The 25,859-nt window shown below is 71.8% G+C and carries 23 protein-coding genes; 7 read left to right on the top strand and 16 right to left on the bottom strand.

The features are described 5' to 3' along the window. Positions 1–5 precede the first annotated feature (5 nt). Together ACZ4MU_RS27885 and ACZ4MU_RS27880 are read right to left on the bottom strand one after the other, a co-directional pair. Entirely contained in the window at positions 6–1,169 is a 1,164-nt protein-coding gene (locus ACZ4MU_RS27885; protein ID WP_467881862.1) for a polyamine ABC transporter substrate-binding protein, read from the bottom strand. 186 nt (positions 1,170–1,355) lie between these two features. Further along, on the bottom strand, positions 1,356–2,795 hold the full coding sequence (locus tag ACZ4MU_RS27880; RefSeq protein ID WP_467881762.1) for a gamma-aminobutyraldehyde dehydrogenase: 1,440 nt from the start codon (positions 2,793–2,795) through the stop codon (positions 1,356–1,358). 164 nt (positions 2,796–2,959) lie between these two features. Here ACZ4MU_RS27880 and ACZ4MU_RS27875 point away from each other — a divergent pair, with 164 nt between their 5' ends. The 6 genes from ACZ4MU_RS27875 to ACZ4MU_RS27850 all read left to right on the top strand — a co-directional run bounded on the left by ACZ4MU_RS27875 (position 2,960) and on the right by ACZ4MU_RS27850 (position 9,198). Then, entirely contained in the window at positions 2,960–3,520 is a 561-nt protein-coding gene (locus ACZ4MU_RS27875; RefSeq protein ID WP_467881760.1) for an Lrp/AsnC family transcriptional regulator, read from the top strand. After that, positions 3,505–4,884, top strand: coding sequence for an aspartate aminotransferase family protein (locus ACZ4MU_RS27870; RefSeq protein WP_467881758.1), 1,380 nt, complete (start codon positions 3,505–3,507; stop codon positions 4,882–4,884). Before ACZ4MU_RS27875 ends, ACZ4MU_RS27870 begins: the two co-directional genes overlap by 16 nt. A gap of 198 nt (positions 4,885–5,082) precedes the next feature. Further along, a complete protein-coding gene (locus tag ACZ4MU_RS27865; RefSeq protein ID WP_467881757.1) occupies positions 5,083–5,820 on the top strand; it encodes an ABC transporter ATP-binding protein in 738 nt (245 codons plus the stop codon). Then, a complete protein-coding gene (locus ACZ4MU_RS27860) occupies positions 5,802–6,953 on the top strand; it encodes a hypothetical protein (protein WP_467881755.1) in 1,152 nt (383 codons plus the stop codon). The genes ACZ4MU_RS27865 and ACZ4MU_RS27860 overlap by 19 nt, the downstream gene beginning before the upstream one ends. 59 nt (positions 6,954–7,012) lie before the next feature. Then, complete coding sequence (locus ACZ4MU_RS27855; RefSeq protein WP_467881754.1) at positions 7,013–8,134, top strand: LOG family protein; 1,122 nt, start codon at positions 7,013–7,015, stop codon at positions 8,132–8,134. Positions 8,135–8,247: 113 nt separating this feature from the next. After that, positions 8,248–9,198: a hypothetical protein gene (locus ACZ4MU_RS27850; RefSeq protein WP_467881752.1), complete on the top strand. Its 951-nt coding sequence runs from the start codon at positions 8,248–8,250 to the stop codon at positions 9,196–9,198. A 376-nt stretch (positions 9,199–9,574) separates the two neighbouring features. Here the strand turns inward: ACZ4MU_RS27850 and ACZ4MU_RS27845 are convergent, their stop codons facing one another. The 9 genes from ACZ4MU_RS27845 to rpsB all read right to left on the bottom strand — a co-directional run bounded on the left by ACZ4MU_RS27845 (position 9,575) and on the right by rpsB (position 19,484). Next, positions 9,575–10,597 (bottom strand): ABC transporter ATP-binding protein, encoded by a 1,023-nt coding sequence (locus ACZ4MU_RS27845; RefSeq protein ID WP_467881750.1) that lies wholly within the window; start codon positions 10,595–10,597, stop codon positions 9,575–9,577. After that, positions 10,597–12,207: an ABC transporter permease gene (locus ACZ4MU_RS27840; RefSeq protein ID WP_467881860.1), complete on the bottom strand. Its 1,611-nt coding sequence runs from the start codon at positions 12,205–12,207 to the stop codon at positions 10,597–10,599. Before ACZ4MU_RS27840 ends, ACZ4MU_RS27845 begins: the two co-directional genes overlap by 1 nt. A gap of 53 nt (positions 12,208–12,260) precedes the next feature. Then, positions 12,261–13,358: a thiamine ABC transporter substrate-binding protein gene (locus ACZ4MU_RS27835; RefSeq protein ID WP_467881748.1), complete on the bottom strand. Its 1,098-nt coding sequence runs from the start codon at positions 13,356–13,358 to the stop codon at positions 12,261–12,263. 297 nt (positions 13,359–13,655) lie between these two features. After that, positions 13,656–14,762, bottom strand: coding sequence for a dual-specificity RNA methyltransferase RlmN (gene rlmN / locus ACZ4MU_RS27830; protein WP_344074899.1), 1,107 nt, complete (start codon positions 14,760–14,762; stop codon positions 13,656–13,658). Positions 14,763–14,865: 103 nt separating this feature from the next. Further along, positions 14,866–15,987, bottom strand: a complete 1,122-nt coding sequence (locus tag ACZ4MU_RS27825) for a phosphatidate cytidylyltransferase (RefSeq protein WP_467881746.1) — start codon at positions 15,985–15,987, stop codon at positions 14,866–14,868. Next, positions 15,987–16,544 (bottom strand): ribosome recycling factor, encoded by a 558-nt coding sequence (frr, locus tag ACZ4MU_RS27820; protein ID WP_365107124.1) that lies wholly within the window; start codon positions 16,542–16,544, stop codon positions 15,987–15,989. The genes ACZ4MU_RS27825 and frr overlap by 1 nt, the downstream gene beginning before the upstream one ends. A gap of 118 nt (positions 16,545–16,662) precedes the next feature. Beyond that, complete coding sequence (gene pyrH / locus ACZ4MU_RS27815; RefSeq protein ID WP_467881744.1) at positions 16,663–17,442, bottom strand: UMP kinase; 780 nt, start codon at positions 17,440–17,442, stop codon at positions 16,663–16,665. A gap of 159 nt (positions 17,443–17,601) precedes the next feature. Continuing rightward, complete coding sequence (tsf, locus tag ACZ4MU_RS27810; protein ID WP_358836274.1) at positions 17,602–18,438, bottom strand: translation elongation factor Ts; 837 nt, start codon at positions 18,436–18,438, stop codon at positions 17,602–17,604. A 119-nt stretch (positions 18,439–18,557) separates the two neighbouring features. Then, positions 18,558–19,484 (bottom strand): 30S ribosomal protein S2, encoded by a 927-nt coding sequence (gene rpsB / locus ACZ4MU_RS27805; protein WP_365107120.1) that lies wholly within the window; start codon positions 19,482–19,484, stop codon positions 18,558–18,560. Between the two features lie 500 nt (positions 19,485–19,984). Between rpsB and ACZ4MU_RS27800 the strand changes: the two genes are divergently transcribed. After that, positions 19,985–20,485 carry a murein hydrolase activator EnvC family protein gene (locus ACZ4MU_RS27800; protein ID WP_467881742.1) on the top strand — a complete coding sequence of 167 codons (501 nt, stop codon included), beginning with the start codon at positions 19,985–19,987 and terminating at the stop codon, positions 20,483–20,485. 67 nt (positions 20,486–20,552) lie between these two features. Here ACZ4MU_RS27800 and ACZ4MU_RS27795 read toward each other — a convergent pair whose 3' ends face one another. The 5 genes from ACZ4MU_RS27795 to ACZ4MU_RS27775 all read right to left on the bottom strand — a co-directional run bounded on the left by ACZ4MU_RS27795 (position 20,553) and on the right by ACZ4MU_RS27775 (position 25,590). After that, entirely contained in the window at positions 20,553–21,110 is a 558-nt protein-coding gene (locus ACZ4MU_RS27795) for a TetR/AcrR family transcriptional regulator (protein ID WP_467881858.1), read from the bottom strand. Positions 21,111–21,192: 82 nt separating this feature from the next. Next, positions 21,193–22,035: an RNA polymerase sigma factor WhiG gene (gene whiG, locus ACZ4MU_RS27790; protein ID WP_467881740.1), complete on the bottom strand. Its 843-nt coding sequence runs from the start codon at positions 22,033–22,035 to the stop codon at positions 21,193–21,195. 241 nt (positions 22,036–22,276) lie between these two features. Continuing rightward, positions 22,277–23,581 (bottom strand): DNA-processing protein DprA, encoded by a 1,305-nt coding sequence (gene dprA, locus ACZ4MU_RS27785; RefSeq protein ID WP_467881738.1) that lies wholly within the window; start codon positions 23,579–23,581, stop codon positions 22,277–22,279. Further along, entirely contained in the window at positions 23,578–25,194 is a 1,617-nt protein-coding gene (locus ACZ4MU_RS27780) for a YifB family Mg chelatase-like AAA ATPase (RefSeq protein ID WP_467881736.1), read from the bottom strand. Before ACZ4MU_RS27780 ends, dprA begins: the two co-directional genes overlap by 4 nt. Continuing rightward, a complete protein-coding gene (locus ACZ4MU_RS27775; RefSeq protein WP_467881734.1) occupies positions 25,195–25,590 on the bottom strand; it encodes a YraN family protein in 396 nt (131 codons plus the stop codon). Between the last annotated feature and the right edge of the window lie 269 nt (positions 25,591–25,859).

The following is a 25,859-nucleotide window of genomic DNA, read 5'->3' as shown; positions in this document are numbered from 1 at the left end:
GGCGTCTACAGCCCCACGATCGAATTCCACCGCTTCGCGAACTCCACCCGCTCCCCCGACGTGATGTCCCGGGCGATCGCGAGCCGCGCGCGCATCCGCGCGTCCGGGAATACCAGCGGGTCCTCGGCCAGTTCGGCGCGCTCCTTGTCCTTGGAGGCGGCCAGCACCTCGCGGGCGGCCGGGACCGGGCAGACGTAGTTGACCCAGAACGCGAGCTCCGCGGCCACCTCGGGGTCGTAGTAGTGGTCGATCAGCGCTTCCGCGTTGGCCTTGTGGCGGGCCAGGTTGGGGACCATCATCGACTCCGCCCACAGCTCGGCGCCCTCCTCCGGAACCACGAACTCGATGTCGGGGTTGTCCGCCTGGAGCTGGATCACGTCGCCCGAGTACGCCTGGCAGGCCAGCACATCGCCGGTGGAGAGGTCCTTGATGTAGTCGTTGCCGGTGAAGCGGCGTATCTGCTTCTTGCGCACCTGCTTCTCGACCCGGTCGCACATCCGGTGGAAGTCGTCCGCGGTCCACCGCGTCACATCGACGCCGTCGGCCCGCATCAGCAGCGCGAACGCCTCGTCGAGCCCGGACAGCAGCGTCACCCGGCCCGCCAGCCGCGGGTCCCACAGGTCGCCGGTGTGCTTGATCTCGCGGCCGAGCTTCTTCCTGTTGTACGCGATGCCGGTGATCCCGGACTGCCAGGGCACGCTGTGCAGCCGCCCCCGGTCGAAGCCCGGTGTGGCCAGCTGCGGGTCCAGGTACCGGGCGACGTGCGGCTGGCGGGAGCGGTCCATCTCCTGCACCCAGCCGAGCCGCACGAAGCGCGCCGCCATCCAGTCGCTGACCACGACGATGTCCCGGCCGGTCGCCTGATGGTTCATCAGAGCCGGGCTGATCTTCCCGAAGAACTCGTCGTTGTCGTTGATCTCCTCGGTGTACGTGACGGAGATCCCGGTGCGCTCGGTGAAGGCGTCGAGGGTGGGCCGCTTCGACGTGTCGTCCTCGTCGGTGTCGATGTACAGCGGCCAGTTGGCGAAGGTGAGCCGGTGGTCGGTGGCCGAGCGGTCGCGCGCTCCGCGCTCACCGGGCGCGACGTAGGCTGCGGGCACTCCGCAGCCCGCGAGCGCGGCCGCCGCGGCGCCGCCGCCGAGCGCGCGCAGCAGACGGCGGCGGGTCAGGGGGTTCAAGGGGGTGGCTCGCACCCCGGAAGGATGCCGGGGCGCCGGCGCACGGGGCAATGGACGGTGCGTACAGCGGTACGGGACGGGCCCGACAACCTGTCGACCGCCAACGGCCCCCGCATACACGTGTGGTGCGGCACCCCGTCCGGCGCCGCACCACAAGTCCCGTACGTACGAGGGCAATCAGCTCTCGTACGAGGTCATCACGTGCTTGATGCGGGTGTAGTCCTCGAAGCCGTACGCCGAGAGGTCCTTGCCGTAGCCGGACTTCTTGAAGCCGCCGTGCGGCATCTCCGCGACCAGCGGGATGTGCGTGTTGATCCAGACGCAGCCGAAGTCCAGGTACTTGGACATGCGCATCGCGCGGCCGTGGTCCTTCGTCCAGACCGAGGAGGCCAGGGCGTACTCGACGCCGTTGGCGTACTCCAGCGCCTGCTTCTCGTCCGTGAAGGACTGGACGGTGATGACCGGGCCGAAGACCTCGTTCTGAATGATCTCGTCGTCCTGCTTCAGGCCGGAGACGACGGTCGGGGCGTAGAAGTAGCCCTTGTCGCCCACGCGGTGGCCGCCCGCCTCGACCTTGGCGTGCGCCGGGAGGCGGTCGATGAAGCCGCTGACCTGCTTGAGCTGGTTGGCGTTGTTGAGCGGGCCGTACAGCACGTCCTCGTCGTCCGGCTGGCCGGTCTTGGTGTCGGCGGCGGCCTTGGCCAGCGCGGAGACGAACTCGTCGTGGATGGACTCGTGGACCAGGACGCGGGTGGCGGCGGTGCAGTCCTGGCCGGCGTTGAAGTAGCCCGCGACCGCGATGTCCTCGACGGCCTTGGCGATGTCGGCGTCCTCGAAGACCACGACCGGCGCCTTGCCGCCGAGCTCCAGGTGGACGCGCTTGACGTCCTTGGCCGCCGACTCGGCGACCTGCATACCGGCACGCACCGAGCCGGTGATGGAGGCCATCGCGGGGACGGGGTGCTCGACCATCGCGCGGCCGGTGTCGCGGTCGCCGCAGATGACGTTGAAGACGCCCTTGGGGACGATCGCGCCGATGATCTCGGCGATCAGGACGGTGGAGGCGGGGGTGGTGTCCGAGGGCTTGAGGACGACCGTGTTGCCGGCGGCGAGCGCCGGGGCGAACTTCCACACGGCCATCATCATCGGGTAGTTCCACGGCGCGACCTGCGCGCAGACGCCCACCGGCTCACGCCGGACGATGGAGGTCAGGCCCTCCATGTACTCACCGGCCGAGCGGCCCTCCAGCAGACGCGCGGCGCCCGCGAAGAAGCGGATCTGGTCGACCATCGGCGGGATCTCTTCGCTGGCGGTCAGCGCGAGCGGCTTGCCGGTGTTCTCCGACTCGGCCGCGATCAGCTCCTCGGCGCGCTCCTCGAAGGCGTCCGCGATCTTCAGCAGGACCTTCTGGCGCTCGGCCGGGGTGGTGTCGCGCCAGGCCGGGAAGGCCGCGGCGGCGGCGGCCATGGCGGCGTCGACGTCCGCCTGGCCGGAGAGCGGAGAGGTGGCGTACGCCTCGCCCGTGGCCGGGTTGACCACCTCGATGGTCCGCCCGTCGGCGGCATCGCGGAACTCTCCGTCGATGTAGTTGCGCAAACGACGCAGTTCGGTGGTCACTTCGCTGGCCTCCCGGTCCGATGTCCGATGGGTGAGACAACCCACCTTAGTCGGTGAAGTGTCGCTTTCGACAGACCTGCCGCCCAGTAACTTCGGATTCAGTGCTTCCACGGTCATGGAACAACGAATTTCATCGCTTTGGGGTTGCGAGACAGACGAGTCGGGTGCACAGTTGCTCCGTGGCCAGTCGAAGCGCAGACCCCAGGACCGGTAACGGATCGCCCCCCCGTCACCCGACCACCGCCCCGCAAGGAGACGCTCCGCGTCGCAGCGGGGGAACGTCGATCGATGCCGTGTCCCTGGCGATCATCGAGCAGCTCCAGGAGGACGGGCGCCGCCCGTACGCCGCGATCGGCAAGGCCGTGGGCCTGTCCGAGGCGGCCGTGCGCCAGCGCGTGCAGAAACTCCTGGACCAGGGCGTGATGCAGATCGTCGCCGTCACCGACCCCCTCACCGTGGGGTTCCGGCGCCAGGCGATGGTCGGCATCAACGTCGAGGGAGACCTCGACCCCGTCGCGGACGCGCTCACGGCCATGGCCGAGTGCGAGTACGTGGTGATGACCGCGGGCTCCTTCGACCTGATGGTGGAGGTCGTCTGCGAGGACGACGACCACCTGCTGGACGTCATCAACAAGCGGATCCGCGCCCTCCCCGGCGTGCGCTCCACCGAGAGCTTCGTCTACCTCAAGTTGAAGAAGCAGACCTATATGTGGGGAACCCGATAGCCGTGAGCAAGGACCTGAGCCAGACCGCCTACGACCACCTGTGGATGCACTTCACCCGCATGTCGTCGTACGAGAACGCGCCCGTTCCCACCATCGTGCGGGGCGAGGGCACCTACATCTACGACGACAAGGGCAAGAAGTACCTCGACGGTCTCTCCGGCCTCTTCGTCGTCAACGCCGGCCACGGCCGCCACGAGCTCGCCGAGACCGCCTACAAGCAGGCGCAGGAGCTGGCCTTCTTCCCGGTGTGGTCCTACGCCCACCCCAAGGCCGTCGAGCTCGCCGAGCGCCTGGCGGACTACGCCCCGGGCGACCTCAACAAGGTCTTCTTCACCACCGGCGGCGGCGAGGCCGTCGAGACCGCCTGGAAGCTGGCCAAGCAGTACCACAAGCTCACCGGCAACCACACGAAGTACAAGGTCATCTCGCGCGCGGTCGCCTACCACGGCACCCCGCAGGGCGCCCTGTCCATCACCGGTCTGCCCGCGCTCAAGGCCCCCTTCGAGCCGCTGGTCCCCGGCGCGCACAAGGTGCCCAACACCAACATCTACCGCGCCTCGATCCACCAGGACGACCCCGAGGCCTTCGGCCGCTGGGCCGCCGACCAGATCGAGCAGGAGATCCTCTTCGAGGGCCCCGACACCGTCGCCGCGGTCTTCCTGGAGCCCGTGCAGAACGCCGGCGGCTGCTTCCCGCCGCCGCCCGGCTACTTCCAGCGGGTGCGCGAGATCTGCGACAAGTACGACGTGCTGCTCGTCTCCGACGAGGTCATCTGCGCCTTCGGCCGCCTGGGCACGATGTTCGCCTGCGACAAGTTCGACTACGTACCGGACATGATCACCTGCGCCAAGGGCATGACCTCGGGCTACTCCCCCATCGGCGCCTGCGTCATCTCCGACCGGATCGCCGAGCCGTTCTACAAGGGCGACAACACCTTCCTGCACGGCTATACCTTCGGCGGCCACCCCGTCTCCGCCGCCGTGGGCCTGGCCAACCTCGACATCTTCGAGCGCGAGGGCCTCAACCAGCACGTGCTCGACAACGAGGGCGCCTTCTTCGACACCCTCAAGAAGCTCCACGACCTGCCGATCGTCGGCGATGTGCGCGGCAACGGCTTCTTCTACGGCATCGAGCTGGTCAAGGACAAGCACACCAAGGAGTCCTTCAACGAGGAGGAGACCGAGCGCGTCCTGTACGGCTTCCTCTCCAAGGCGCTCTTCGACAACGGCCTGTACTGCCGCGCCGACGACCGGGGCGACCCGGTGGTCCAGCTGGCCCCGCCGCTGATCTCCGACCAGAAGACGTTCGACGAGATCGAGGGCGTCCTGCGGCAGGTCCTCACCGAGGCCTGGACGAAGCTGTAACCGTCCCCGCGCCCTCCGCGCGATTCGTCTGAACGCACCGGCCCGGTGGCCCCCATCCGAGTGAGATGGGCGCCACCGGGCCGCGTGCTGTCGGGAGCCGCGCGCACGAGTCCCTACGGTGCCCAGTGACCGATCGGCCCTGCCTTCGTTCCCCCGTACGGGGGAGCAGGCAATCTGATCTGAACCGAGGTGTACGCCATGGTGGCCCCGCCGGACAACGATGTGCTCTGGGGACGTTCCCTGCACCACTCCCACGGTGGCTCGCCCGCCCTGACCGGGGTCTCCCTCGGTATCCGCGAGGGAGAGATCCTGGCCGTCGGGGGCCCGCGCGGCAGCGGCAAGACGACCCTGCTGCGCGCCCTGTCCGGCCAGCTCGTGCCCGACCAGGGCGAGGTGTGGTTCAACAGCGCCCCCGTCCACACCATGGGAGCGCTCTCGCGCGAGCGGCTGAGGCGGGACCGGTTCGGCTGGATCGACCCGGAGCCCACCCTGGTGCCCGAGCTCAACGCCTGGGAGAACGCGGCGCTGCCGCTGCTGCTGCGCGGCATCGGCCACCGCGCCGCCAAGAAGGCCGCCCTGGAGTGGCTGGAGCGGCTCGACATCGGCGCCTGCGCCCGCCGCCGCCCGCACGCCCTGGCCACCACCCAGCGCCAGCGCGTGGCGATCGCCCGCGCCCTGGTCACCTCCCCCGCGGTGCTCTTCGCGGACGAGCCGACCGCCACCCTGCACCGCGCCGAGGGCGCCCAGGTGCTGCGCACCCTGACGGCCGCGGCCCGCTCGCACGGCATCACCACGGTCCTGGCCACCCACGACCCCAAGATCGCCGCCCACGCCGACCGTACGGTGTGGCTGCTCGACGGGCGCCGGGTGACCGCGGCCGCTCCCGCCGGGACCCCCGACCCGGAGGGCCGCGCCGCGTGCTCGCTCTCCGCCTAGCCCGGGGCACCCACCCGCTGGTCCTGCTGCGCCGCCTGCTGGTGGCCGCGGCCTCCGCGGGCGTCGGCTTCCTGCTCCTGTGCACCCTGGGACACGCGGTGGCGCACCCCGGCGGCTCGGTGCTGCGGCTGCTGTGGTGCGCGGTGCCGCTCGCCGCCACCGTCCACTTCGCGGTCGCCGTGGCCCGTACCGACCCGAGCACCCGACCCCGCCCCGGTCTCTCCGCGGTGGGCCTGGGCCCCGGACGGCTCGCCGCGATCGCCGCGGCCTCCACGGCCGTGTCCTGCACCCTCGGCTCCACGGTCGCCCTCCTCGTCTATCTGCATCTGCGCGGCGACATCACCGGGCTGCCCTTCGACGGAGCGGCGGCCGGGCTGCTCGCCGCGGACCGGCCGCTGCCGCTCGCCGCCGCGCTCACCCTGCTGACCGTGCTGCCGGTGACCGCGTCGGCGGCGGCCGGGCTCGCCCTGCGCCCGCGCGATCGGCCGCCCCGCCCGCGCGGCAAGGAGCGGCCCCCCGCCTCCGTCCCCTCCGGGCTGCCCTGGGGCATCACCCTGATCACGGCGGGCCTGGCGATCGAGTCGTTCGCGAGCCGGGGCGGCCCGGGCTCGGCGATCCCCATGCCGGGCCACCCCGACAGCAGTCCCGCGGGCGTCCTCGCGGGCTGGGTCCTCACCGCCCTGGGCCTGGCCGTCGCGGGTCCGGCCCTGACCCATCTGTGCGGGCGGCTGCTCCAGACCGCGCGGCCCGGCGCGGCCCGGCTGCTCGCGGGGCGGGTCCTGATGGAGGAGGCGCGCCGCATCGGGCGCCCGCTGGGAGTGGTGTGCGCGGTGGCCTCGGCCACGATCGCCGCCGCCTCGCTGTACGGCGACGGGGCGGGCCCGCAGCCCTTCGGCCCGCTCACGGGCCTGGGCGCGGCGCTGGTGACGAGCTGCTCGGTGGCGACGCTGCTGACCGCGGCCCTGGAGTCCAGGCACCTGCGCGGCGACACCACCGAGGCGCTGCTGCGCCTGGGCGCGCCGGTCAGGGTGCTGCGCGCCTCGGCCGCGCTGCGCGCGGCGGCGATCGTGGCCCTGTTCGCCCCGGTGACCTGGGGCATCGCGGAGCTGGCGGCTCTGCCCCTGACGGGCTGAGCCGGGCCGTGCGGGCACCCGGCCGGTCCGTCGGCCCGGTGACGTTCTAGGGTGGCCCGATGGCCAGTGAAGACTTTCAGCGGGTGCCGGACGCACGGGACCGGGAGATCGAGTCCGTCGCCGAGTTCGACGAGGTGGCCGCGCGCGGCACGCTGGCCGGATACCGCCTGCAGTCCCTGGACCTGACGGACCGTACGTCCGCGCTCCTGGCGGCCGACACCGCGGGCGCCGTCTTCCTGGGCTGCCGGATGGCACCGGACGCCACCACCAAGGTCCGGGCCGACGGGGCCCTGGTCTTCCCGCCCGTACCGGATCTGCCCTTCGACCCGTACCGGGGCCTGCTCTACACCCCCGACGAGCTGTTCGAGGACCTCGACGGCGGCTACGAGCACACGCCGGACGCCCGCTCGTACGCCTGGTTCCAGCGCACCCGGTCCGACGGCGACGTCTTCGCCTCGATGCTCCGCTCCATCCACGACGACTCCGTCTCGGACGCGCTGGAGGAGTTCCTCGCCGGGACACGGGTGGTGGGCGTGATGGGCGGGCACGCGATGGGCCGGGGCTCCGACGCGTACGCCGGGGCGGCCCGGCTGGGGCGCACGCTGGCCCGGGCCGGGTTCACCGTGGCCACCGGCGGCGGGCCGGGGGCGATGGAGGCGGCGAACCTCGGCGCGTACACCGCACCCCTCGCCGACGCCGTGCTCGGCGAGGCGCTCGGCCTGCTCGCCAAGGCGCCCTCGTTCACTCCGTCCGTCTCGGACTGGGCGCGGGCCGCCTTCGAGGTGCGCGGACGCCATCCCGGGGGCGGGGTCTCGGTCGGCATCCCCACCTGGTTCTACGGCCACGAGCCGCCGAACGCGTTCGCCAGCCACATCGCCAAGTACTTCGCCAACGCCACCCGCGAGGACGGCCTGCTCGCCCGCTCCAACGCGGGCGTGGTGTTCCTGCCGGGCGCGGCCGGGACCGTACAGGAGATCTTCGACAACGCGACCCCGAACTACTACGGCTCGCGGGGCGAGCCGACGCCGATGGTGCTGGTGGACCGGGACCACTGGACCCGCCACCTGCCGGCGTGGCCGCTGCTCCAGGCGCTCGCCGAGGGCCGCCCGATGGCGGCGCGGATCACGCTGGTGGACTCGGTGGACGAGGCGGCGGACGCGCTGGCGCGGCTGTCGGCGTGAGGGACGCGGCCGGCGGCGGTACGGGATGGATCACATCGGGCAACGCGGAAGGGGCGGAGAACGTCTGCTGCTGAGGAGCGGAATGTCCCCCCACCCCCTGAACGGAGCTTCTGGTGCTGATCGGCCTACTGACCGCGATCGCGGCCTCGATCTGTTACGGCACGGGCTCGGTCCTGCAAGCCGTCGGCTCCCGCAGGTCCGCGCGCCGCGAGGCGGCGGCGACGGCCCGCACCCAGCACGGCGGCCCCAGCCTGTCCTCCACCGCGAAGGCGGCGCTGACCTGGGAGTTCATGGTCGGCACGGTGCTGGACTTCGTGGGCTTCGCCCTGGGCGCGCTGGCGGCGCGGCTGCTCCCGCTGTTCCTGTCCCAGACGGTCATCAGCGCGAACCTGGTGATCACGGCGGTGCTGAGCGTACGGCTGCTGGGTCTGCGGCTGAGCCGGGCGGAGTGGGGTTCCATCGCGGTGGTCTGCTCCGCCCTGGTGCTGCTGGCCACGGCGGCGGGCGCGGAGGGCGGCGGCCACACGCCCCTGGCCACGCACTGGTGGCTGCTCGTGGTGTCGGTGGTGCTGATGGCGGGCGGCGCGGTGGTGGTACGCCTGCTGGGCGCCCGGGCCGCGATCCCGGCGGGCCTGCTGTCGGGCCTGGGCTTCGGCGCGCTCGGGGTCGGCGTACGCGTCCTGAACGGCGTCGACCCCTTCGACGTCGGCCGCCTGCTCGCGGACCCCGCGCTCTACGCGATCGGGGTGGCCGGGGCGGGCGGGATGTACCTGCACACGGTGGCGCTCCAGATCGGCTCGGTGAACGGGGCGACGGCGGCGCTGGTGGTGGGCGAGACGGTACTGCCCGGCGCGATCGGCGTGCTGTGGCTGGGCGACGCGTCCCGGGCGGGGCTGGGGTGGCTGGCGGTGGCGGGGTTCGTGCTGGCGGTCGGGGGGGCGGTGGGGGTGGCGTGGTTCGGGGCGGAGCCCGGGGCGGGTGCCGGGTCCGGGGCCGCCGGGCCCGGCTCCGGGCCCGGGGAGGCCTCCCCCACCCCGCCCCTTCCCGAAACCCTCCGGGGGTGAGGGGTGCGGGGTGAGGGGTGAGGGGTGCTTGGGTGTCGTTTCGGCTGCGGGCCGGTGGGGGCTTGGCGCGCAGTTCCCCGCGCCCCTGGGTAACCCGCGGCTCGGCACCCTCCGGCTGCTGACGAGCCGGGGTGCTTGGGTGTCGTTTGGGCTGCGGGCCGGTGGGGGCTTGGCGCGCAGTTCCCCGCGCCCCTTGGGTAACTCCTGGCGCGGCGCAATCAGCCCCTCCGGCGTTTGAGGAGCGGGGCCCGGGGCGGAGCCCCGTGGTGGGGTGCAGGGGCCGCAGGCCCCGCCAGGGGGTCGGGGGCGTAGCCCCCGGAAAACCCCTTCGCCACCCACCCACCCCCGGAGGGTTTGGGGAAGGGGCGGGGAGGGGCTAGATCGCGTCCAGTACCACCGTCTCCGCCCCCACGAACCCCACCCCCACCAACTCCCCCACCCCCGGCGCCTCCCGCACCCCGCACTCCGCCTCCAGCGGCGGCCCGGAGCGCGGGCGCAGGCGCAGGGCCACGTGGTGGCCCCGGAACGTACGGGACTCCACCTCGCACCCCAGCCCCTGCCCCGCCGGAAGCAGAAGGACGCCCGCGGGACGCACCAGGAGCCGTACCTCCCCCTGCGCCGATCCGGCCGGCACCGGCACCTTCCCCCACGGCGTCGCCGCCACCTCCCCCGTCACGCTGGCCCCCACCACGTTCTCGAAGCCCAGGAAGCGCGCCACGAACTCCGAGGCCGGCCGCTGCCAGACCTCCAGCGGCGTCCCGCTCTGCGCGACGCGCCCGTCCCGCATCACCACCACCCGGTCCGCGAGCGCGAACGCCTCGCCCTGGTCGTGCGTGACGGCCAGCACGGTCGTCCCCAGCCGCGCGAACAGCGCCCGCAGTTCGACGACGAGCCGCTCGCGCAGCGTACGGTCGAGCTGGCCCAGCGGCTCGTCGAGCATCAGCAGCCGGGGCTCGGGGGCCAGCGCCCGGGCGAGGGCGACGCGCTGCTGCTCGCCGCCGGAGAGCGATCCGACCGCCCGCCGCCCCGCGCCCGGCAGCCCCACGAGCTCCAGCAGCTCCGCGACCCGCTCGTCCCGCCGCCCGCGCGGCACACCGCGCATGCGCAGCCCGAAGGCCACGTTCCCGGCGACGTCCCGCTGCGGGAACAGCTGGTGGTCCTGGAACATCAGGCCCAGCCCGCGCCGGTGCACCGGCGCCCCGCTCTGGTCCGCGCCGCCGAGCAGGACCCGCCCCGCGTCGGCGGGCTCGAGGCCCGCCACCACCCGCAGCAGCGTGGACTTGCCGCTGCCGCTGGGGCCGAGCACGCACACCGTCTCGTGGTCGGCGACCTCCAGGTCGACCGCGTCGAGCGCGGCCCGCTCGCCGAACCGGACCGTCACCCCGTCGAGCCTCAGCATCAGAATTCTCCGGTCCGGTCGGTGCGTACGCGTTCGAGGAGCAACAGGGACACCGCGCACACCACCATGAGGATCGTGCTGAGCGCCATGGCCTGCCCGTAGTTGAGGTCTCCGGCCCGGCCCAGCAGACGGGCGACCGCGACCGGCAGGGTGGGGCGGTCGGGGCGGGCGATGAAGACGGTCGCGCCGAACTCCCCGAGGGAGACGGCGAAGGCGAACCCGGCGGCGATCAGCAGCGCCCGCCGCACCAGCGGCAGGTCCACCTCCCGCCACACCCGCCAGGGGGACGCGCCGAGCACGGCGGCGGCCTCGCGCAGCCGTCCGTCGACCGCGCGCAGTACGGGAAGCATGGTCCGTACGACGAACGGCACGCCGACCAGGGCCTGGGCCAGCGGCACCAGGATCCAGGAGGTGCGCAGGTCCAGCGGCGGCCGGTCCAGGGTGATCAGGAAGCCGAAGCCGACGGTGACGGCGGAGACGCCGAGCGGCAGCATGAGCAGCGCGTCGAAGCCCCGGACGAGGCGGCCGCCGCGCCGGGTGAGGGCCGCGGCGGCGAGGCCCCCGACGACGACGGCGATACCGGTGGCGGCCAGGGCGTACTGCATCGAGTTCCCCACCGCCTCCAGCGGCGGCACCAGGAACGTGCCGCCCTCCCCGACCGTCCGCAGGGAGCGGAAGTAGCCCAAGCCGTAGCCGTCGGGGGTCTCCAGGGAGCGGGCGAGGAGTACGCCGAGCGGCAGCAGGATCAGCAGCGCCACCACGGCGAGCACCGCCGCGAGCAGCGTCCACTGCGCGGCGCCGCGCGGGCGGCGGGCGGTGTGCGCGGGGTCGACGAGCTTCAGGGCGCTCTCGCGCCTGCGTACGGTCCAGGCGTGCACGGCGAGCACCGCGCCGACGGCGGCGAACTGCACGAGGGTGAGGACGGCGGCGGTCGGCAGGTCGAGGAGGTCGGCGGTCTGACGGTAGATCTCCACTTCGAGGGTGGAGAAGGTGGGGCCGCCGAGGATCTGGACGACGCCGAAGGAGGTGAAGGTGAAGAGGAAGACCATCAGGGCGGCGGCGGCGACGGCGGGCCCGAGGGCGGGCAGGGTCACGGTGCGCCAGGCCGCGAGCCGGGAGGCGCCGAGGACCCGGGCGGCCTCCTCCTGGCGCGGATCGAGCTGGGCCCACAGGCCGCCGACGGTGCGTACGACGACGGCGTAGTTGAAGAAGACGTGCGCGAGCAGGATCGCCCACACCGTGGTGTCCAGCCGTACGCCCCACAGCTCGTCCAGCAGCCCGCCGCGGCCGAGCAGGGCGAGGAAGGCGGTGCCGACGACGACCGTGGGCAGCACGAAGGGGACGGTGACCACGGCCCGCAGCAGCTGGCGGCCGGGGAAGTCCAGGCGGGCGAAGACGTAGGCGCCGGGCAGGGCGATCAGCAGGGTGAGGGAGGTGGAGGCGAGCGCCTGCCAGGTGGTGAACCACAGCACCTGCCCGATGTCGGGTTCGGTGATCACCTCGACGATCCGGCCGAGCTGCCAGACGCCGTCGACCCGCAGCCCGCGGCCGACGATCGCGGCCACGGGCCAGGCGAAGAAGAGCCCGAAGAACGCGAGCGGCAGGGCCATCAGACCGAGCCGCACCGCGTGCGCGCGCACCTTCCCCGCCCGGGACGCGCGGCTTACTTCAGCACGAGCGAGGACCACGTCTTGACCCACTGCTCACGGTTCTTGGAGATCTTCTCCGGAGCGACGTCGTGCGTCTCGGTGACCTTGGCGCCGAACCTGGTGAACAGCTCGGGCAGCTTGGCGTCCTGAAGGACCGGGTTGACGAACATGGTGAGCGGCATGTCCTCCTGGAACTTCTTGGAGATGAGGAAGTCCAGGAGCGCCTTGCCGCCCGCCTCGTTCCTGGCGCCCTTGAGCAGTCCGGCGAACTCGGTCTGACGGAAGCAGGTGCCGGTGGCGACGCCGGTGGGGGCGTCGGCGGGCTGGGGCTTGGCGTAGAGGACCTCTACGGGCGGACTGGAGGCGTAGGAGACGACCAGCGGGCGGTCGCCCTTGGCCTTCCTGCCGCCGGCGGAGCCGGAGAAGTCCTGGTTGTAGGCCTGCTCCCAGCCGTCGACGACCTTGACGCCGTTGTCCTTGAGCTTCTTCCAGTAGTCCTGCCAGCCGTCGTCGCCGTACTGGGCGGCGCCGGCGAGCAGGAAGCCGAGGCCGGGCGAGGAGGTCGCCGCGTTCTCGGTGACCAGCAGGCCCTTGTACTCGGGCTTGATCAGGTCGGCGAGGGTGCTCGGCGGGGCGAGCTTCTTGTCGGCGAAGTACTTCTTGTCGTAGTTGACGCAGATGTCGCCGGTGTCGACGGGCGTGACCCGGTGCCTGTCCTTGTCGAGCTGGACGGCGGCGGGGACGGCCGCGAGGCCCTTCGCCTCGTACGGGGTGAAGATGCCGTGGTCGAGGGCGCGCGAGAGCAGGGTGTTGTCGACGCCGAAGAACACGTCGCCGCGCGGGGAGCCCTTGGTGAGGATCTCCTGGTTGAGGGCCGCGCCCGCGTCGCCGCTCTTGAGGACCTTGACCGTGTAGCCGGTCCGGGCGGTGAACTCCTTGAGCACCGCGTCGGAGGCGGCGAACGAGTCGTGGCTGACCAGGGTGACGGTCTTGGACGTGGCGGAGCCGTCGGTCTTCGAACTGTCGTCGTCCTTGCCGCCGCACGCGGCGAGCGTGCTGACCCCGAGGGCGGCGGCGAGCGCGGTGGCCGCCATCTTCTTCGTACTGCGCATGGTGGTGATTCCTCCTGGAGTGACCAGGAAGAGACGCGGCCCTGCTCGCCGGGCGGCGGCGAGCAGGGCGCAACAGCTTGAGTGATGACCGAACTTCCTACCCAGAATGACCTGGGCGAGGTTCAGAGGGTCTGCGACCTGACGGTGTCGCACTCTCAGCGCTGTGGCGCTCCCCTGTCGGAATACTGATGTCGAGCTATGCGGATGTCGAGCTGTGCGGATGTCGAGCTGTGCGGATGTCGAACTGCGGGACGTGGAGCTGTGCGGGAGCCGGGCTGTGCCGATTTCCCGCTCAGACTACCTCTCGGACGCCGCGAGCTGCCCGCACGCTCCGTCGATCTCCTGGCCACGGGTGTCCCGGACGGTGACCGGCACCCCGTGGGCGGCGATGGCCTCGACGAACGCCTTCTCGTCCTCGGGGCGCGAGGCGGTCCACTTCGAGCCCGGCGTCGGGTTCAGCGGGATCAGGTTGACGTGGACGCGCTTGCCCTTGAGGAGGCGGCCGAGCAGGTCACCGCGCCAGGCCTGGTCGTTGATGTCGCGGATCAGGGCGTACTCGATGGAGATGCGGCGGCCGGACTTCTCCGCGTACTCCCAGGCCGCGTCCAGGACCTCGCGGACCTTCCAGCGGGTGTTGACGGGCACGAGGGTGTCGCGCAGCTCGTCGTCCGGCGCGTGCAGCGAGACGGCGAGGCGGCACTTGAAGCCCTCGTCGGCGAAGCGGAGCATCGCGGGGACGAGACCGACGGTGGAGACGGTGATGCCGCGCTGGGACAGGCCCAGGCCGTCGGGCTCGGGGTCGGTGAGGCGGCGGATGGCGCCGACGACCCGCTTGTAGTTGGCGAGCGGCTCGCCCATGCCCATGAAGACGATGTTCGACAGCCGGGCGGGGCCGCCGGGGACCTCGCCGTCGCGCAGCGCGCGCATGCCGTCGACGATCTGGTGCACGATCTCGGCGGTGGACAGATTGCGGTCCAGGCCGGCCTGGCCGGTGGCGCAGAACGGGCAGTTCATACCGCAGCCGGCCTGCGAGGAGATGCACATCGTCACCCGGTCGGGGTAGCGCATCAGGACCGACTCCACCAGCGTCCCGTCGTGCAGGCGCCACAGCGTCTTGCGGGTGGTGTCGTCGTCGCAGGAGATGTGCCGCACGACCGACATCAGGTCCGGCAGCAGCTCCTCCTGGAGGCGGGTGCGCGCGGCCGCGGGGATGTCCGTCCACTGGGCCGGGTCGTGCGCGTACCGCGCGAAGTAGTGCTGCGAGAGCTGCTTGGCGCGGAACGGCTTCTCGCCGATCGCGGCGACAGCCTCTTTCCGCTCGGCGGGCGAGAGGTCGGCGAGGTGCCGCGGCGGCTTCTTGGCTCCGCGGGGGGCGACGAAAGTGAGTTCTCCGGGCTTCGGCATGGTTCCTCAAGTGTCTCAGACATACGGAAAGGGGCCCGCCGTCCTGTGGACAACGAGCCCCTGACCGGTGAAAGCGCAGGTCAGAGCCTGGGCCGCGTACTTCTCAGCTGCCGACGAAGGCGACGAGCAGCAACCACACCACCGGCGCCGTCGGCAGCAGCGAGTCCAGCCGGTCCATGATGCCGCCGTGGCCCGGCAGGAGCGTGCCCATGTCCTTGATGCCGAGGTCCCGCTTGATCATCGACTCGCCGAGGTCGCCGAGCGTGGCGCTCGCCGCGACCGCGAGGCCGATCAGCAGGCCCTGCCACCACTGGCCGTCGTCGATGAGGAACTGCACGCACAGCGCGCCCGCCGCCATCGCGAACGTCACCGCCCCCACCAGACCCTCGCGGGTCTTTCCGGGGCTGATGCGCGGCGCCAGCTTGGTCTTGCCGAAGCGCCAGCCGATCGCGTACGCGCCGGTGTCGCTGACCACGGTCAGCAGCAGGAAGACGAAGACCCGCCACGGCCCGTCGTCGGCGGCCAGCATCATCGCGACGAACGTGGCGAGGAACGGCACGTAGAACGCGGCGAAGACACCGGCGGTGACGTCCTTGAGATAGCCCTCCGGCTTCTCCGTCATCCGCCAGACCAGCACCGCCAGCGAGGTGAGCGCCATCGCCACCCAGGCGCCCTCGGCACCGCGCGCGTAGCCGGCGACGACCATCGCCGCGCCGCCCACCGCGAGCGGCACCAGCGGCACCTTGATGCCCTTGCGCTCGTCCAGCCGGGAGGCGAGCTCCCACAGGCCGACGACGACCGCCACCGCGACCACCCCGACGAAGACGGCCTTGACGACGAACAGCGACGCCAGGATCACCGCGCCGAGCCCGACGCCGACCCCTATCGCGGCCCGCAGGTCGCGCCCCGCCCGCTTCTTCTCCGGCTGCGCGGGCCGCTGCGGCTGCGGCGGAGTCGAAGGTGGTACCGAGCTGGGCATGGGCTCCTGCGGCGTCTCTTCGCGGAACAGGGGGCCGCTCACCCGAGCGGTCCCCCGGTCACGTTCTTCGCGGACCACGGCGTCTGTGCCCACGCCGTCGGTCACTACGGGCATGGGCTGTGTCCGGGACGGGGCGTCATACGCATCGTAGGCAGCCCCCGCCGAAGGCACCTCCTGGGAAGGCCCCTGGTCGGGTGGCCCCCAGTGCTCGGGTCGCGGCGGAGCCCCCCAGGAAGAGTCGTTCATCAGACCTCTAGCAGCTCTGCTTCCTTGTGCTTGAGCAGCTCGTCCACCTGCGAGACGTACTTCGCGGTGGTGTCGTCGAGCTCCTTCTCCGCACGGCGGACCTCGTCCTCGCCGGACTCCTTGTCCTTGACCAGCTTGTCGAGGGCGTCCTTGGCCTTGCGGCGCACGGAGCGGATCGACACCTTGGAGTCCTCGGCCTTGGTCCGGGCGACCTTGATGTAGTCCCGGCGGCGCTCCTCCGTCAGCTCCGGGAACGTCACCCGGATGATGGAGCCGTCATTGCTCGGGTTGACGCCGAGGTCGGAGTCGCGGATCGCCTGCTCGATGTTGCGCAGCGCGCTCTTGTCGAACGGGGTCACCACGGCCATACGCGGCTCGGGCACCGAGAACGAGGCCAGCTGGTTGATCGGCGTCAGCGCACCGTAGTAGTCCGCCACGATCTTGTTGAACATCGCCGGGTGCGCACGGCCGGTGCGAATCGCGGCGAAGTCCTCCTTGGCGACCACGACGGCCTTCTCCATCTTCTCCTCGGCTTCGAGGAGGATTTCTTCGATCACCACTTGCTCCTGCATGTCTTGAGTGGGCCGGGAGTCGTGTCGGGTGCTCGACGGCCCTGCGTAACCCGCGTCTTTCCCTGCACGGTGTCCGACCGTCAGGGGATTGTCCATCCCCCGGTCAGGCCCGGGTGCCCTGGTCGCTCACGAGCGTGCCGATCTTCTCACCCTTGACCGCGCGCGCGATATTGCCCGCGGCGAGCAGTTCGAAGACCAGGATGGGAAGGTTGTTGTCGCGGCAGAGGGTGATGGCCGTCATGTCCGCCACCTTCAGGTCGCGGGTGATGACCTCGCCGTACTCCAGCGCGTCGAACTTCACGGCGTCCGGGTTGACCCGGGGGTCGGAGTCGTAGACCCCGTCCACCCCGTTCTTGCCCATCAGCATGGCCTCGGCGTCGATCTCCAGGGCACGCTGGGCGGCCGTGGTGTCGGTGGAGAAGTACGGCATGCCCATGCCCGCGCCGAAGATGACGACGCGGCCCTTCTCCAGGTGGCGCACGGCGCGCAGCGGGATGTACGGCTCCGCGACCTGGCCCATGGTGATGGCCGTCTGGACCCGGGAGTCGATGCCCTCCTTCTCCAGGAAGTCCTGGAGAGCGAGGCAGTTCATGACCGTGCCGAGCATGCCCATGTAGTCGGAGCGGGCCCGGTCCATGCCGCGCTGCTGGAGCTCGGCCCCGCGGAAGAAGTTGCCGCCGCCGATGACGACGGCGATCTGCGCCCCGTCCCGTACGACGTTGGCGATCTCGCGGGCGATGGCGTGCACGACGTCGGGGTCCACGCCGAGACCCCCTCCGCCGGCGAACGCCTCGCCGGAGAGCTTCAGCATGAAGCGCCCGGTCACCTTGCCGTCGTCGCGCTTGTGGTCAGCCTGAGTGGCGGCGTCCGCGCCCTGATTCATGGGGATCTCCTCGTACACATACGAAGAAGGCCATTGCCGGTGGGTGCTGTGTCCCTGAGCGGCAATGGCCTCCTCGTCAGATCTGCGGTCGTCCGTCGCGAGCGCGGCCGACGACTGCCTCAGACCCTAGCGGGGTCTTCCGTCGATCGCCGGACGGACTCAGATGCCGACCTTGATGCGCGTGAAGCGCTTCAGGGTGACACCGGCCTCGTCCAGAACCTTCTGGACCGACTTCTTGTTGTCGAGCGCGTACGGCTGGCCAAGGAGCGTGGCGTCCTTGAAGAAGCCGTTGACGCGACCCTCGACGATCTTCGGGAGCGCGGCCTCGGGCTTGCCCTCGGCGCGCGTGGTCTCCTCGGCGACACGACGCTCGGTCTCGACGACCTCGGCCGGGACGTCCTCGCGGGAGAGCCACTTCGGGGCGAACGCGGCGATGTGCTGCGCGATGCCCTTGGCGACGTCCGCGTCGGCCTTGTCCAGCTCGACCAGGACACCGATCTGCGGCGGCAGGTCGGGCATGGTGCGGTGCATGTACGCGAAGACGAAGCCGTCCGCGTACTGCGCGAAGCGGTCCAGGACGATCTTCTCGCCGAGGTTGGCGTTGGCCTCGTCGACGTACGCCTGGACGGTCTTGCCGGCCTCGATCTCGGACGCGAGCAGCGCGTCCAGGTCGGCCGGGGAGGTCTTGGCGACGTGCGCGGCCAGAGCGGCGGCGGTGGCCTGGAACTTCTCGCCCTTGGCGACGAAGTCCGTCTCGCACTTCAGCTCGAGGAGCACACCGGAGGTGTTGTCCTCGGCGATGAGGGAGACGACCGCGCCGTTCTCGGCGGAACGGCCCTCGCGCTTGGCGACGCCCTTCTGGCCCTTGATGCGCAGCGCCTCGACGGCCTTGTCGACGTTGCCGTCGGCCTCGTCCAGCGCCTTCTTGCAGTCCATCATGCCGGCGCCGGTGAGCTCGCGGAGCTTCTTGACGTCAGCGGCGGTGTAGTTCGCCATGAGTCTGGGTTTCTCTCTCGAAGTCTGACTCGAAGTCTGAAAGATCTACGGGGCTACGGGGTGACGGCGGGGGCACAGCGTGTGCCCCCGCCGTCACCGCCGAAGCGAGGACCCGAAGGTCAGGCCTGCTCGGCGTCCGCGGCCGGCGCCTCGGCGGCCGGAGCCTCCGCAGCGTCCTCGGCCGGCTTCTCGGCCTCGGCGGCCGGAGCCTCGACGGCCTCGGCCGCGGGGGCCGCAGCCTCGGCGGACTCCTCGGAGTCGGCCTTCTTGTCGCCCTCGAGCAGGTCGCGCTCCCACTCGGCGAGCGGCTCGCCGGCGGCCTTCTCGCCCGGCTTGGAGTCGCCGGTGGCGGCGCCGGAACGGGCGATGAGGCCCTCGGCGACGGCGTCGGCGATCACGCGGGTGAGCAGGGTGACGGAGCGGATCGCGTCGTCGTTGCCCGGGATCTTGTAGTCGACCTCGTCGGGGTCACAGTTCGTGTCGAGGATCGCGACGACCGGGATGTGGAGCTTGCGCGCCTCACCGACGGCGATGTGCTCCTTCTTGGTGTCGACGATCCAGACGGCGCTGGGGACCTTCGACATCTCGCGGATACCACCGAGGGTCTTCTCCAGCTTGGCCTTCTCGCGCGAGAGGACCAGGAGCTCCTTCTTGGTGAGACCCGAGGCCGCGACGTCCTCGAAGTCGATCTGCTCGAGCTCCTTGAGGCGCTGCAGACGCTTGTAGACGGTGGAGAAGTTGGTCAGCATGCCGCCGAGCCAGCGCTGGTTGACGTAGGGCATGCCCACGCGCGTCGCCTGCTCGGCGATCGCTTCCTGCGCCTGCTTCTTGGTGCCGACGAACATGATGGAGCCGCCGTGCGCGACGGTCTCCTTGACGAACTCGTAGGCGCGGTCGATGTACGACAGCGACTGGAGCAGGTCGATGATGTAGATGCCGTTGCGCTCGGTGAAGATGAAGCGCTTCATCTTCGGGTTCCAGCGACGGGTCTGGTGACCGAAGTGGACGCCGCTTTCCAGCAGCTCCCGCATCGTGACGACGGCCATGGCCGTACTCCTTGAGGTACTCGGTTATCGCGGCCGCCGGGCGGCTGCCGCGCCTGACGCCCCGGTGCGCCGTGCCCCGCACCGGACTGAACAGGTGAAGGACCGAGAGACGCGGCCGATGGTCTGGACCACCGGCGGGGCGTGCGAAGTCGACCCGGTGACCCGGATCGCCACAAGAAGTGTACGGGACCCTCACCGTGCCGGGTGACGCCGCTGTCCACAACGGCCCGGTTGTCCACAGCCCCAGCCCATGATCACCGCGAAACGCCCGTCCTCGCGATCCTTTCCCCATGGAAGCAATGCGGCGGGAATGCGTGCGACGCGCGTTACGACGGGGGCTGCGACTCGGGCCGGGCCTCGGGCCGGGACTCGGGCCGGGACTCGCACGGAGCTTGGCCGGTTTGGGGGTGGTGGGGTTCATGGGGGTGATGGGGACAGGGAGGGTGGTGGGGGCGGTGCCGTGGGTGCCGGCTGGATTGATACAGGTGCGGGCTGCCCCGGTGGGGACGGCGAACGGCCTGCCGCAGTCGGCGCCCGGCGGGACCTGGCCGGTCCCCGGACAACCGGTGGTCGTCCGGGGCTGGAACCCTCCGGCCGCGCCGTACGGCCCCGGCCACCGAGGCGTCGACCTGGCCGCACCACCGGGGACCGAGATCCGCGCGGTCGCGGAGGGCCGGGTCACGTTCGCGGGCCGGATCGCGGACAAGGGAGTCCTGACCATCACCCTGACCGGCTCGGGCAGCCCACCGCTGCGCACCACGTACGAGCCGGTCCACCCACTGGTCCGCCCCGGCGAGCACGTCCTCCCCGGCCGACCGGTCGCCACCGTGGAGGCCGAACCACGCCACTGCGGGGAGGTGGGGTGCGTGCACTGGGGGCTGAAACGCGGGGATGCCTATGTGAACCCGCTGGCGCTGGTGCGCTGGGGGCATTCGCGGCTGTTGCCGGTGGTGGGGGTGGATGTGGGGACTGAGTGGGGGCGGGGGCGGGAGTGGGGGTGAGGTCTGGCTGAGGGGTGGGGTCCGGGGGGTGGGGGGGGAGGGGGCGGGAGGGGGGAGGCCCCCCGGATCAGCCGATCACGCCTCGGAGCGCCATCCCCACCGCCGCCTCCGTGATCGCCGTCGGGTCTTCCGCCGCGCCCAGTTCGATGCGGCGTACCGCGGCGTCGACCACGCCCTGGAGGAGGGTCGCGGCGAGGCGGGGCTGGGTGTGGCCGAGGTCGCCCAGGGCTTCGACGATCATGGCGATGAGGCCGCCGTGGGCGGCGCGGATCTTCTCGCGGGCGCCGGCGTCCAGCTCGCTGGCGGAGATGGCGACGACGGCGCGGTGGCGCTGGTCGCCGACGAGCTCCAGCTGGCGGCGTACGTACGCCGCGACCTTCTCCTCGGGGCTGCCCGCCTGCTGCATCGCGGCTTCGATGTCGGCGGCCCACCGCGGGAAGTCGACGGAGCAGAGCTCTTCGACGACTGCGGCCCGGGAGCGGAAGTACTCGTACACGGAGGACCGGGCGAGCCCGGTGCGCTCGGCCAGGGCAGGAAAGGTCAGGGCTTCGGTGCCGCCCTGGGACAGGAGGGAGCGTGCGGCGTCCAGCAGGGCGGCGCGCTGCATCGTGCGGTGCTCGGCCACTGAGGCCGCTCGAATCCTTGGCACCGCTCCACTGTAAGGCTGGGGCGGTGATCCGCGGAGGGGTGATGCGCGGGGGTGGTGCTCAGCGGCCCACGTCGGCCAGCTTGGCCCGCAGCTGGAGGACGGACTTGGTGTGGATCTGGCTGACGCGGCTCTCGGTGACGCCGAGGACGTTGCCGATCTCGGCGAGGGTGAGGCCCTCGTAGTAGTAGAGGGTGACGACCGTCTTCTCGCGCTCGGGCAGCGTGTTGATGGCGCGGGCGAGCAGGCGGCGCAGCTCGCGGTCCTCGGCGACCTCGACGGGGTTGTCGGCGGCGGTGTCCTCCAGGGTGTCCATGAGGCTGAGCCGGTCGCCGCCCTCGCCGCCGACGTGCAGCAGCTCTTCGAGCGCGACCACGTTGGCGAGTGACAACTGGCTGAAAACGGAGTGGAGTTCCTCGACGGCGATGCCCATCTCGGCCGCGACTTCGTTCTCGGAGGGGGTGCGGCGCAGCTGTGCTTCGAGGGTCGCGTAGGCGCGCTCGACGGCGCGGGCCTTCTGTCGAACGGAGCGCGGGATCCAGTCGAGTGCGCGCAGTTCGTCGATCATCGCGCCGCGGATGCGGGTGATGGCGTAGGTCTCGAACTTGATGGCGCGTTCGATGTCGAACTTCTCGATGGCGTCGATGAGTCCGAAGACTCCGGAGGAGACGAAGTCGGCTTGTTCGACGTTGGGCGGCAGGCCTACGCTCACGCGGCCCGCGACGTATTTGACCAGCGGCGAGTAGTGCAGGATGAGCTGTTCGCGCAGGCGCTCGTCGCCGCTGTTCTTGTACGAGCGCCACAGTTCGTCGACGGATGAGGGCGCCGGTGGTCGCACGGTGCCGCCGGCGCGGGCAGCGGGGGGAGCTGCCGTGCGATCAGACCCGGAGGTGTGCTGGGGCATTCGTTGCCTTGAGCCGTTCTGCTGTGACGTGAGCGGGGGGTTGTCTCTGGTGCGGGGTTCTCGTGAGCGTAGCGTGACCGGCTCGTTGCGGTGCGCGAACGCCGGGGGATCGGGGCGGCTCGGCACGGGCGGACGGGCGCGCGCGGGGGTGGGGGCCGTCGCCGGTCGCGTCGGCCCCGAAAGCGGCGGTGTGCGGCCCTCGGTGGTCATCGGCCTTACCTTTTCACCCGAATGCCCCAGGTCAAGCACCGCCTCGCCGCGTGCTGGGGGTGGGGAGCGGGCTTGACGCCAACCGCCAGGTGTCTCCTTCGCGTTCGACGAACCCCAGGGAGTGCAGTTCGTACAGCCTGCCGAGGGCTTCCTCAGGAGTCGTTGCCGCCTCACGGGCGATGTCGGGTACCGCGAGGTTGCCACGGGCCGGTAGTGCGTCGAGTACGCGTGCGGTGCCGGGGGCGAGGAGGTCCCGGGGCAGGACGGGGCCCCGGCGCACGGGCGCCAGATCGCCCATCTCTCCTACGAGTTCGATGATTTCGGCGGCGTCGGTGACGAGTGCGGCTTCGCCGCGCAGCAGTTCGTGGACTCCGGCGGAGAGGCCGCTGGTGGCGGGGCCCGGGACGCCCATGGTGTGGCGGCCGAGCCGTTGGGCGTTGCGTGCGGTGACGAGGGAGCCGCTGCGGTATTCGGCCTCGACCACGACGGTTCCCCGGGTGAGGGCCGCGATCACGCGGTTGCGGAGCACGAATCGGCTGGGGGTGGGGTGGTCCCCGGGCGGCAACTCGGCCACGAGGACGCCTTGTTCGGCGATGCGGCCGATCAATTCGGTGTGGGCGCGCGGGTAGACGACGTCGACGCCGCTGGCGAGGACGGCGACGGTGGCGCCGCCTGCTGCCAGGGCGCCTCGGTGGGCGGCGCCGTCCACACCGGCGGCGGCGCCGGAGACGACGACCCAGCCCTTTTCGGCGAGGCCGGCGCCGAGGGTGGCCCCCATGTGGGCGCCGTAGGGCGTGCAGGCCCGTGCGCCGACCACGGCGACGGATCTCAGTGCCCAGAGTCGCAGGTCGGCGGGGCCTCGGAGCCAGAGGCCGACGGGGCGGCCGTCACCGAGGTCGTCGAGCTGGCCGGGCCATTCGTGGTCCCCGGGGCAGATGAACCGGCCGCCGAGTGCGCTCAGTGCGGCCAGGTCTCGTTCGGGGTCGGCGCCTGCCGCGCGTCTGCGGTACCCGGCGAGCCGGGCGGCGCTCACTCCGGTGAGGGGGTCGTCGGGGTCTTCCGGGGAGGTGAGGCGCCGTAGCAGCTCCACTGCCCCGTAGCTGCGCAGCCATCGGCCGCCCCGCTCGTCCCCCGGCTCGATGATCCTGGTCAGCGCCGCGCGCGCCAGTCGCTCGGGATCACCGGCGGGGCAGCCGGACTCCAGGCAGCACGACTCCAGGCAGCACGACTCCGGGCGGCACGACTCCGGGCGGCCGGAGGCCTGGCCGTTCTCGGCCGCGCGGGACGCGCCCCCGGGATCGGCCACCTCCCCCGTGCCCGGCACTCCCCCGCTCACCCCGTGCCTCCCACTGGCAGTGGCGCGCCCCTGGAGATCCCGGTTCGGAGTTCCAGGGCGAGGCCGATGTGGGTCTCGTCCGGGCGGTCGTGGCCGCAGAGGTCGGCCAGGGTCCAGGCGACGCGCAGGACGCGGTCGAGGCCTCGGGCGGTCAGCAGGCCGCGCTCCATGTCCCGTTCGGCCGCGGCGAGGGCGCCGGGGGCCGTGACCCAGCGGGTGCGCAGCTCGTGGCCGGGGACTTCGCTGTTGGTGGTCCACGGGGTGCCCTGGAGGCGGGTGGCGGCCCGTGCCCGGGCTGTCAGGACGCGCTCGGCGACCTGTGCGCTGGTTTCGCCGCGGCCGCCCTGGGCGAGGAGGTCCTCGCGCCGGACGGGCTCGGCCTCGACGCGCAGGTCGACGCGGTCCAGGAGGGGGCCGGAGAGGCGGGCCTGATAGCGGCGGATGACGGACGGGGGGCATTCGCAGCCGGCGCCGTGGAGGGTGTGGCGGCCGCAGGGGCAGGGGTTGGCGGCGAGGACCATGAGGAACCTGGCGGGGAGGCGGACGACGCCCGCGCTGCGGGCCACGACGACGTGTCCGGCTTCCAGGGGCTGGCGCAGCGAGTCGAGGGCCTTGCCGGTGAACTCGGGGGCTTCGTCGAGGAACAGGACGCCCCGGTGGGCGAGGGAGACGGCGCCGGGTCGTGGCAGGCCGTTGCCTCCGCCGATGAGGGACTGCATGGTCGCCGAGTGGTGGGGTGCGCAGTAGGGGGCTTTGTGGACGAGGGGTTTGCCGGGGGGCAGGATTCCCGCGACCGAGTGGATGGCGGTGACTTCGAGGGATTCCTGGCGGGTGAGCGGCGGCAGGATGCCGGGGAGCCGTTCGGCCAGCATGGTCTTGCCCGCGCCCGGCGGCCCGTACAGCAGAAGGTGGTGGCCGCCTGCGGCGGCGACTTCCAGGGCGGTGCGGGCGGTGCGCTGTCCGGCGACGTCGGCGAGGTCGGGCGGGTTGGTGTCGGCGTCGGCGGAGAGGCCCGTGCCGACTCCGGCGCCGGGGACGACGAGTCCGGCGAGCATGGCGTCGGGGCGGCCTTCTCGGTCGGGTTCCTCCTGGGGGACGGGTTCGTCGGTGAGGACGGCGATGAGCTGGCGCAGGCTGCGTACCCCGAGGACGGAGATGCCGGGGACGAGGGATGCTTCGGCGGCGGTCTGTTCGGGGACGACCACCTGCTCGTATCCGGCTTCCGCGGCGGCGAGGACGGCGGGCAGGATGCCGCGCACGGGGCGGACCCGGCCGTCGAGTCCGAGTTCGCCGATCATGACCAGGTCGGCGAGTTCTCTGGGGTCGATGCGCTCGGCGGCGCCGAGGACCGCGCAGGCGACAGCGAGGTCGAAGCCGCTGCCGCTCTTGGGGACGGAGGCGGGGCTGAGGCCGACGGTGAGTTTCTTCTGGGGCCAGTCGCCGCCGGAGTTGACGACGGCGGCCCGGACACGGTCGCGGCTTTCGCTGAGGCTCTTGTCGGGGAGTCCGACGAGGGTGAAGGCGGCGACGCCGGGTTCCAGGTCGGCCTGGACTTCCACGACGACGCCTTCGACGCCGACGAGCGCCACCGAGCAGGTGCGGGCGAATCCCATCTACGCCACCCCCCGCACGTGTTCGGCTCGGGGCGCGCCGCGGCGGGGCAGGACGATGCCGACGAGGTCGATGCGGACGCCGCCGTGCGGTGGTCCTCCGTGGTCGGCGAGCCATCGCTCGGCGAGGTGCCTGAGCCGCTCGGCCTTGGCGGGGGTGAGGGCCGCCATGGGGTGTTCGAACGGGCCGCCCGCTCTGCGGGTCTTGACCTCGCAGACCACCAGGACGTCGCCGTCGCGGGCGACGATGTCGATCTCTCCGGTCCGGCCGCTCCGCCAGTTGCGGGCGACCACGGTCATTCCGGCGTCGGCCAGCAGTCGGGCCGCCACGTCTTCGCCGTACTGTCCGAGCGCTCCTCGTGCGTTCATCTCGGCACCACCTCCGGCACCGACTTTCACGCACCCGCCGCCACCTTGTGGATCTTGGTGGACAGCCGGGACGTTGTGGAAAACCCAGCCACCCGCAAGGGGGAATCTCTGCGATTCGTTGACGCCTGTGGCACGCACGGCGGCGGGATCGGTCCACCGGGAAGACGCGCCCATTGAGGCCCGCGAGCCCATTGAGGCCAGTGGGACCGGTGAAACCGGCCAGACCGGCGGGAAGACCGACGAGACCGGCCAGACCGGCGGAAAGACCGGTGAGACCGACGAGACCGATCAGTCCGGCC

The organism is Streptomyces sp. NPDC026377 (assembly GCF_055567715.1).
The sequence above is the reverse complement of the archived record's forward strand: the minus strand, read 5'-3'. Positions and strand labels throughout refer to the sequence as shown.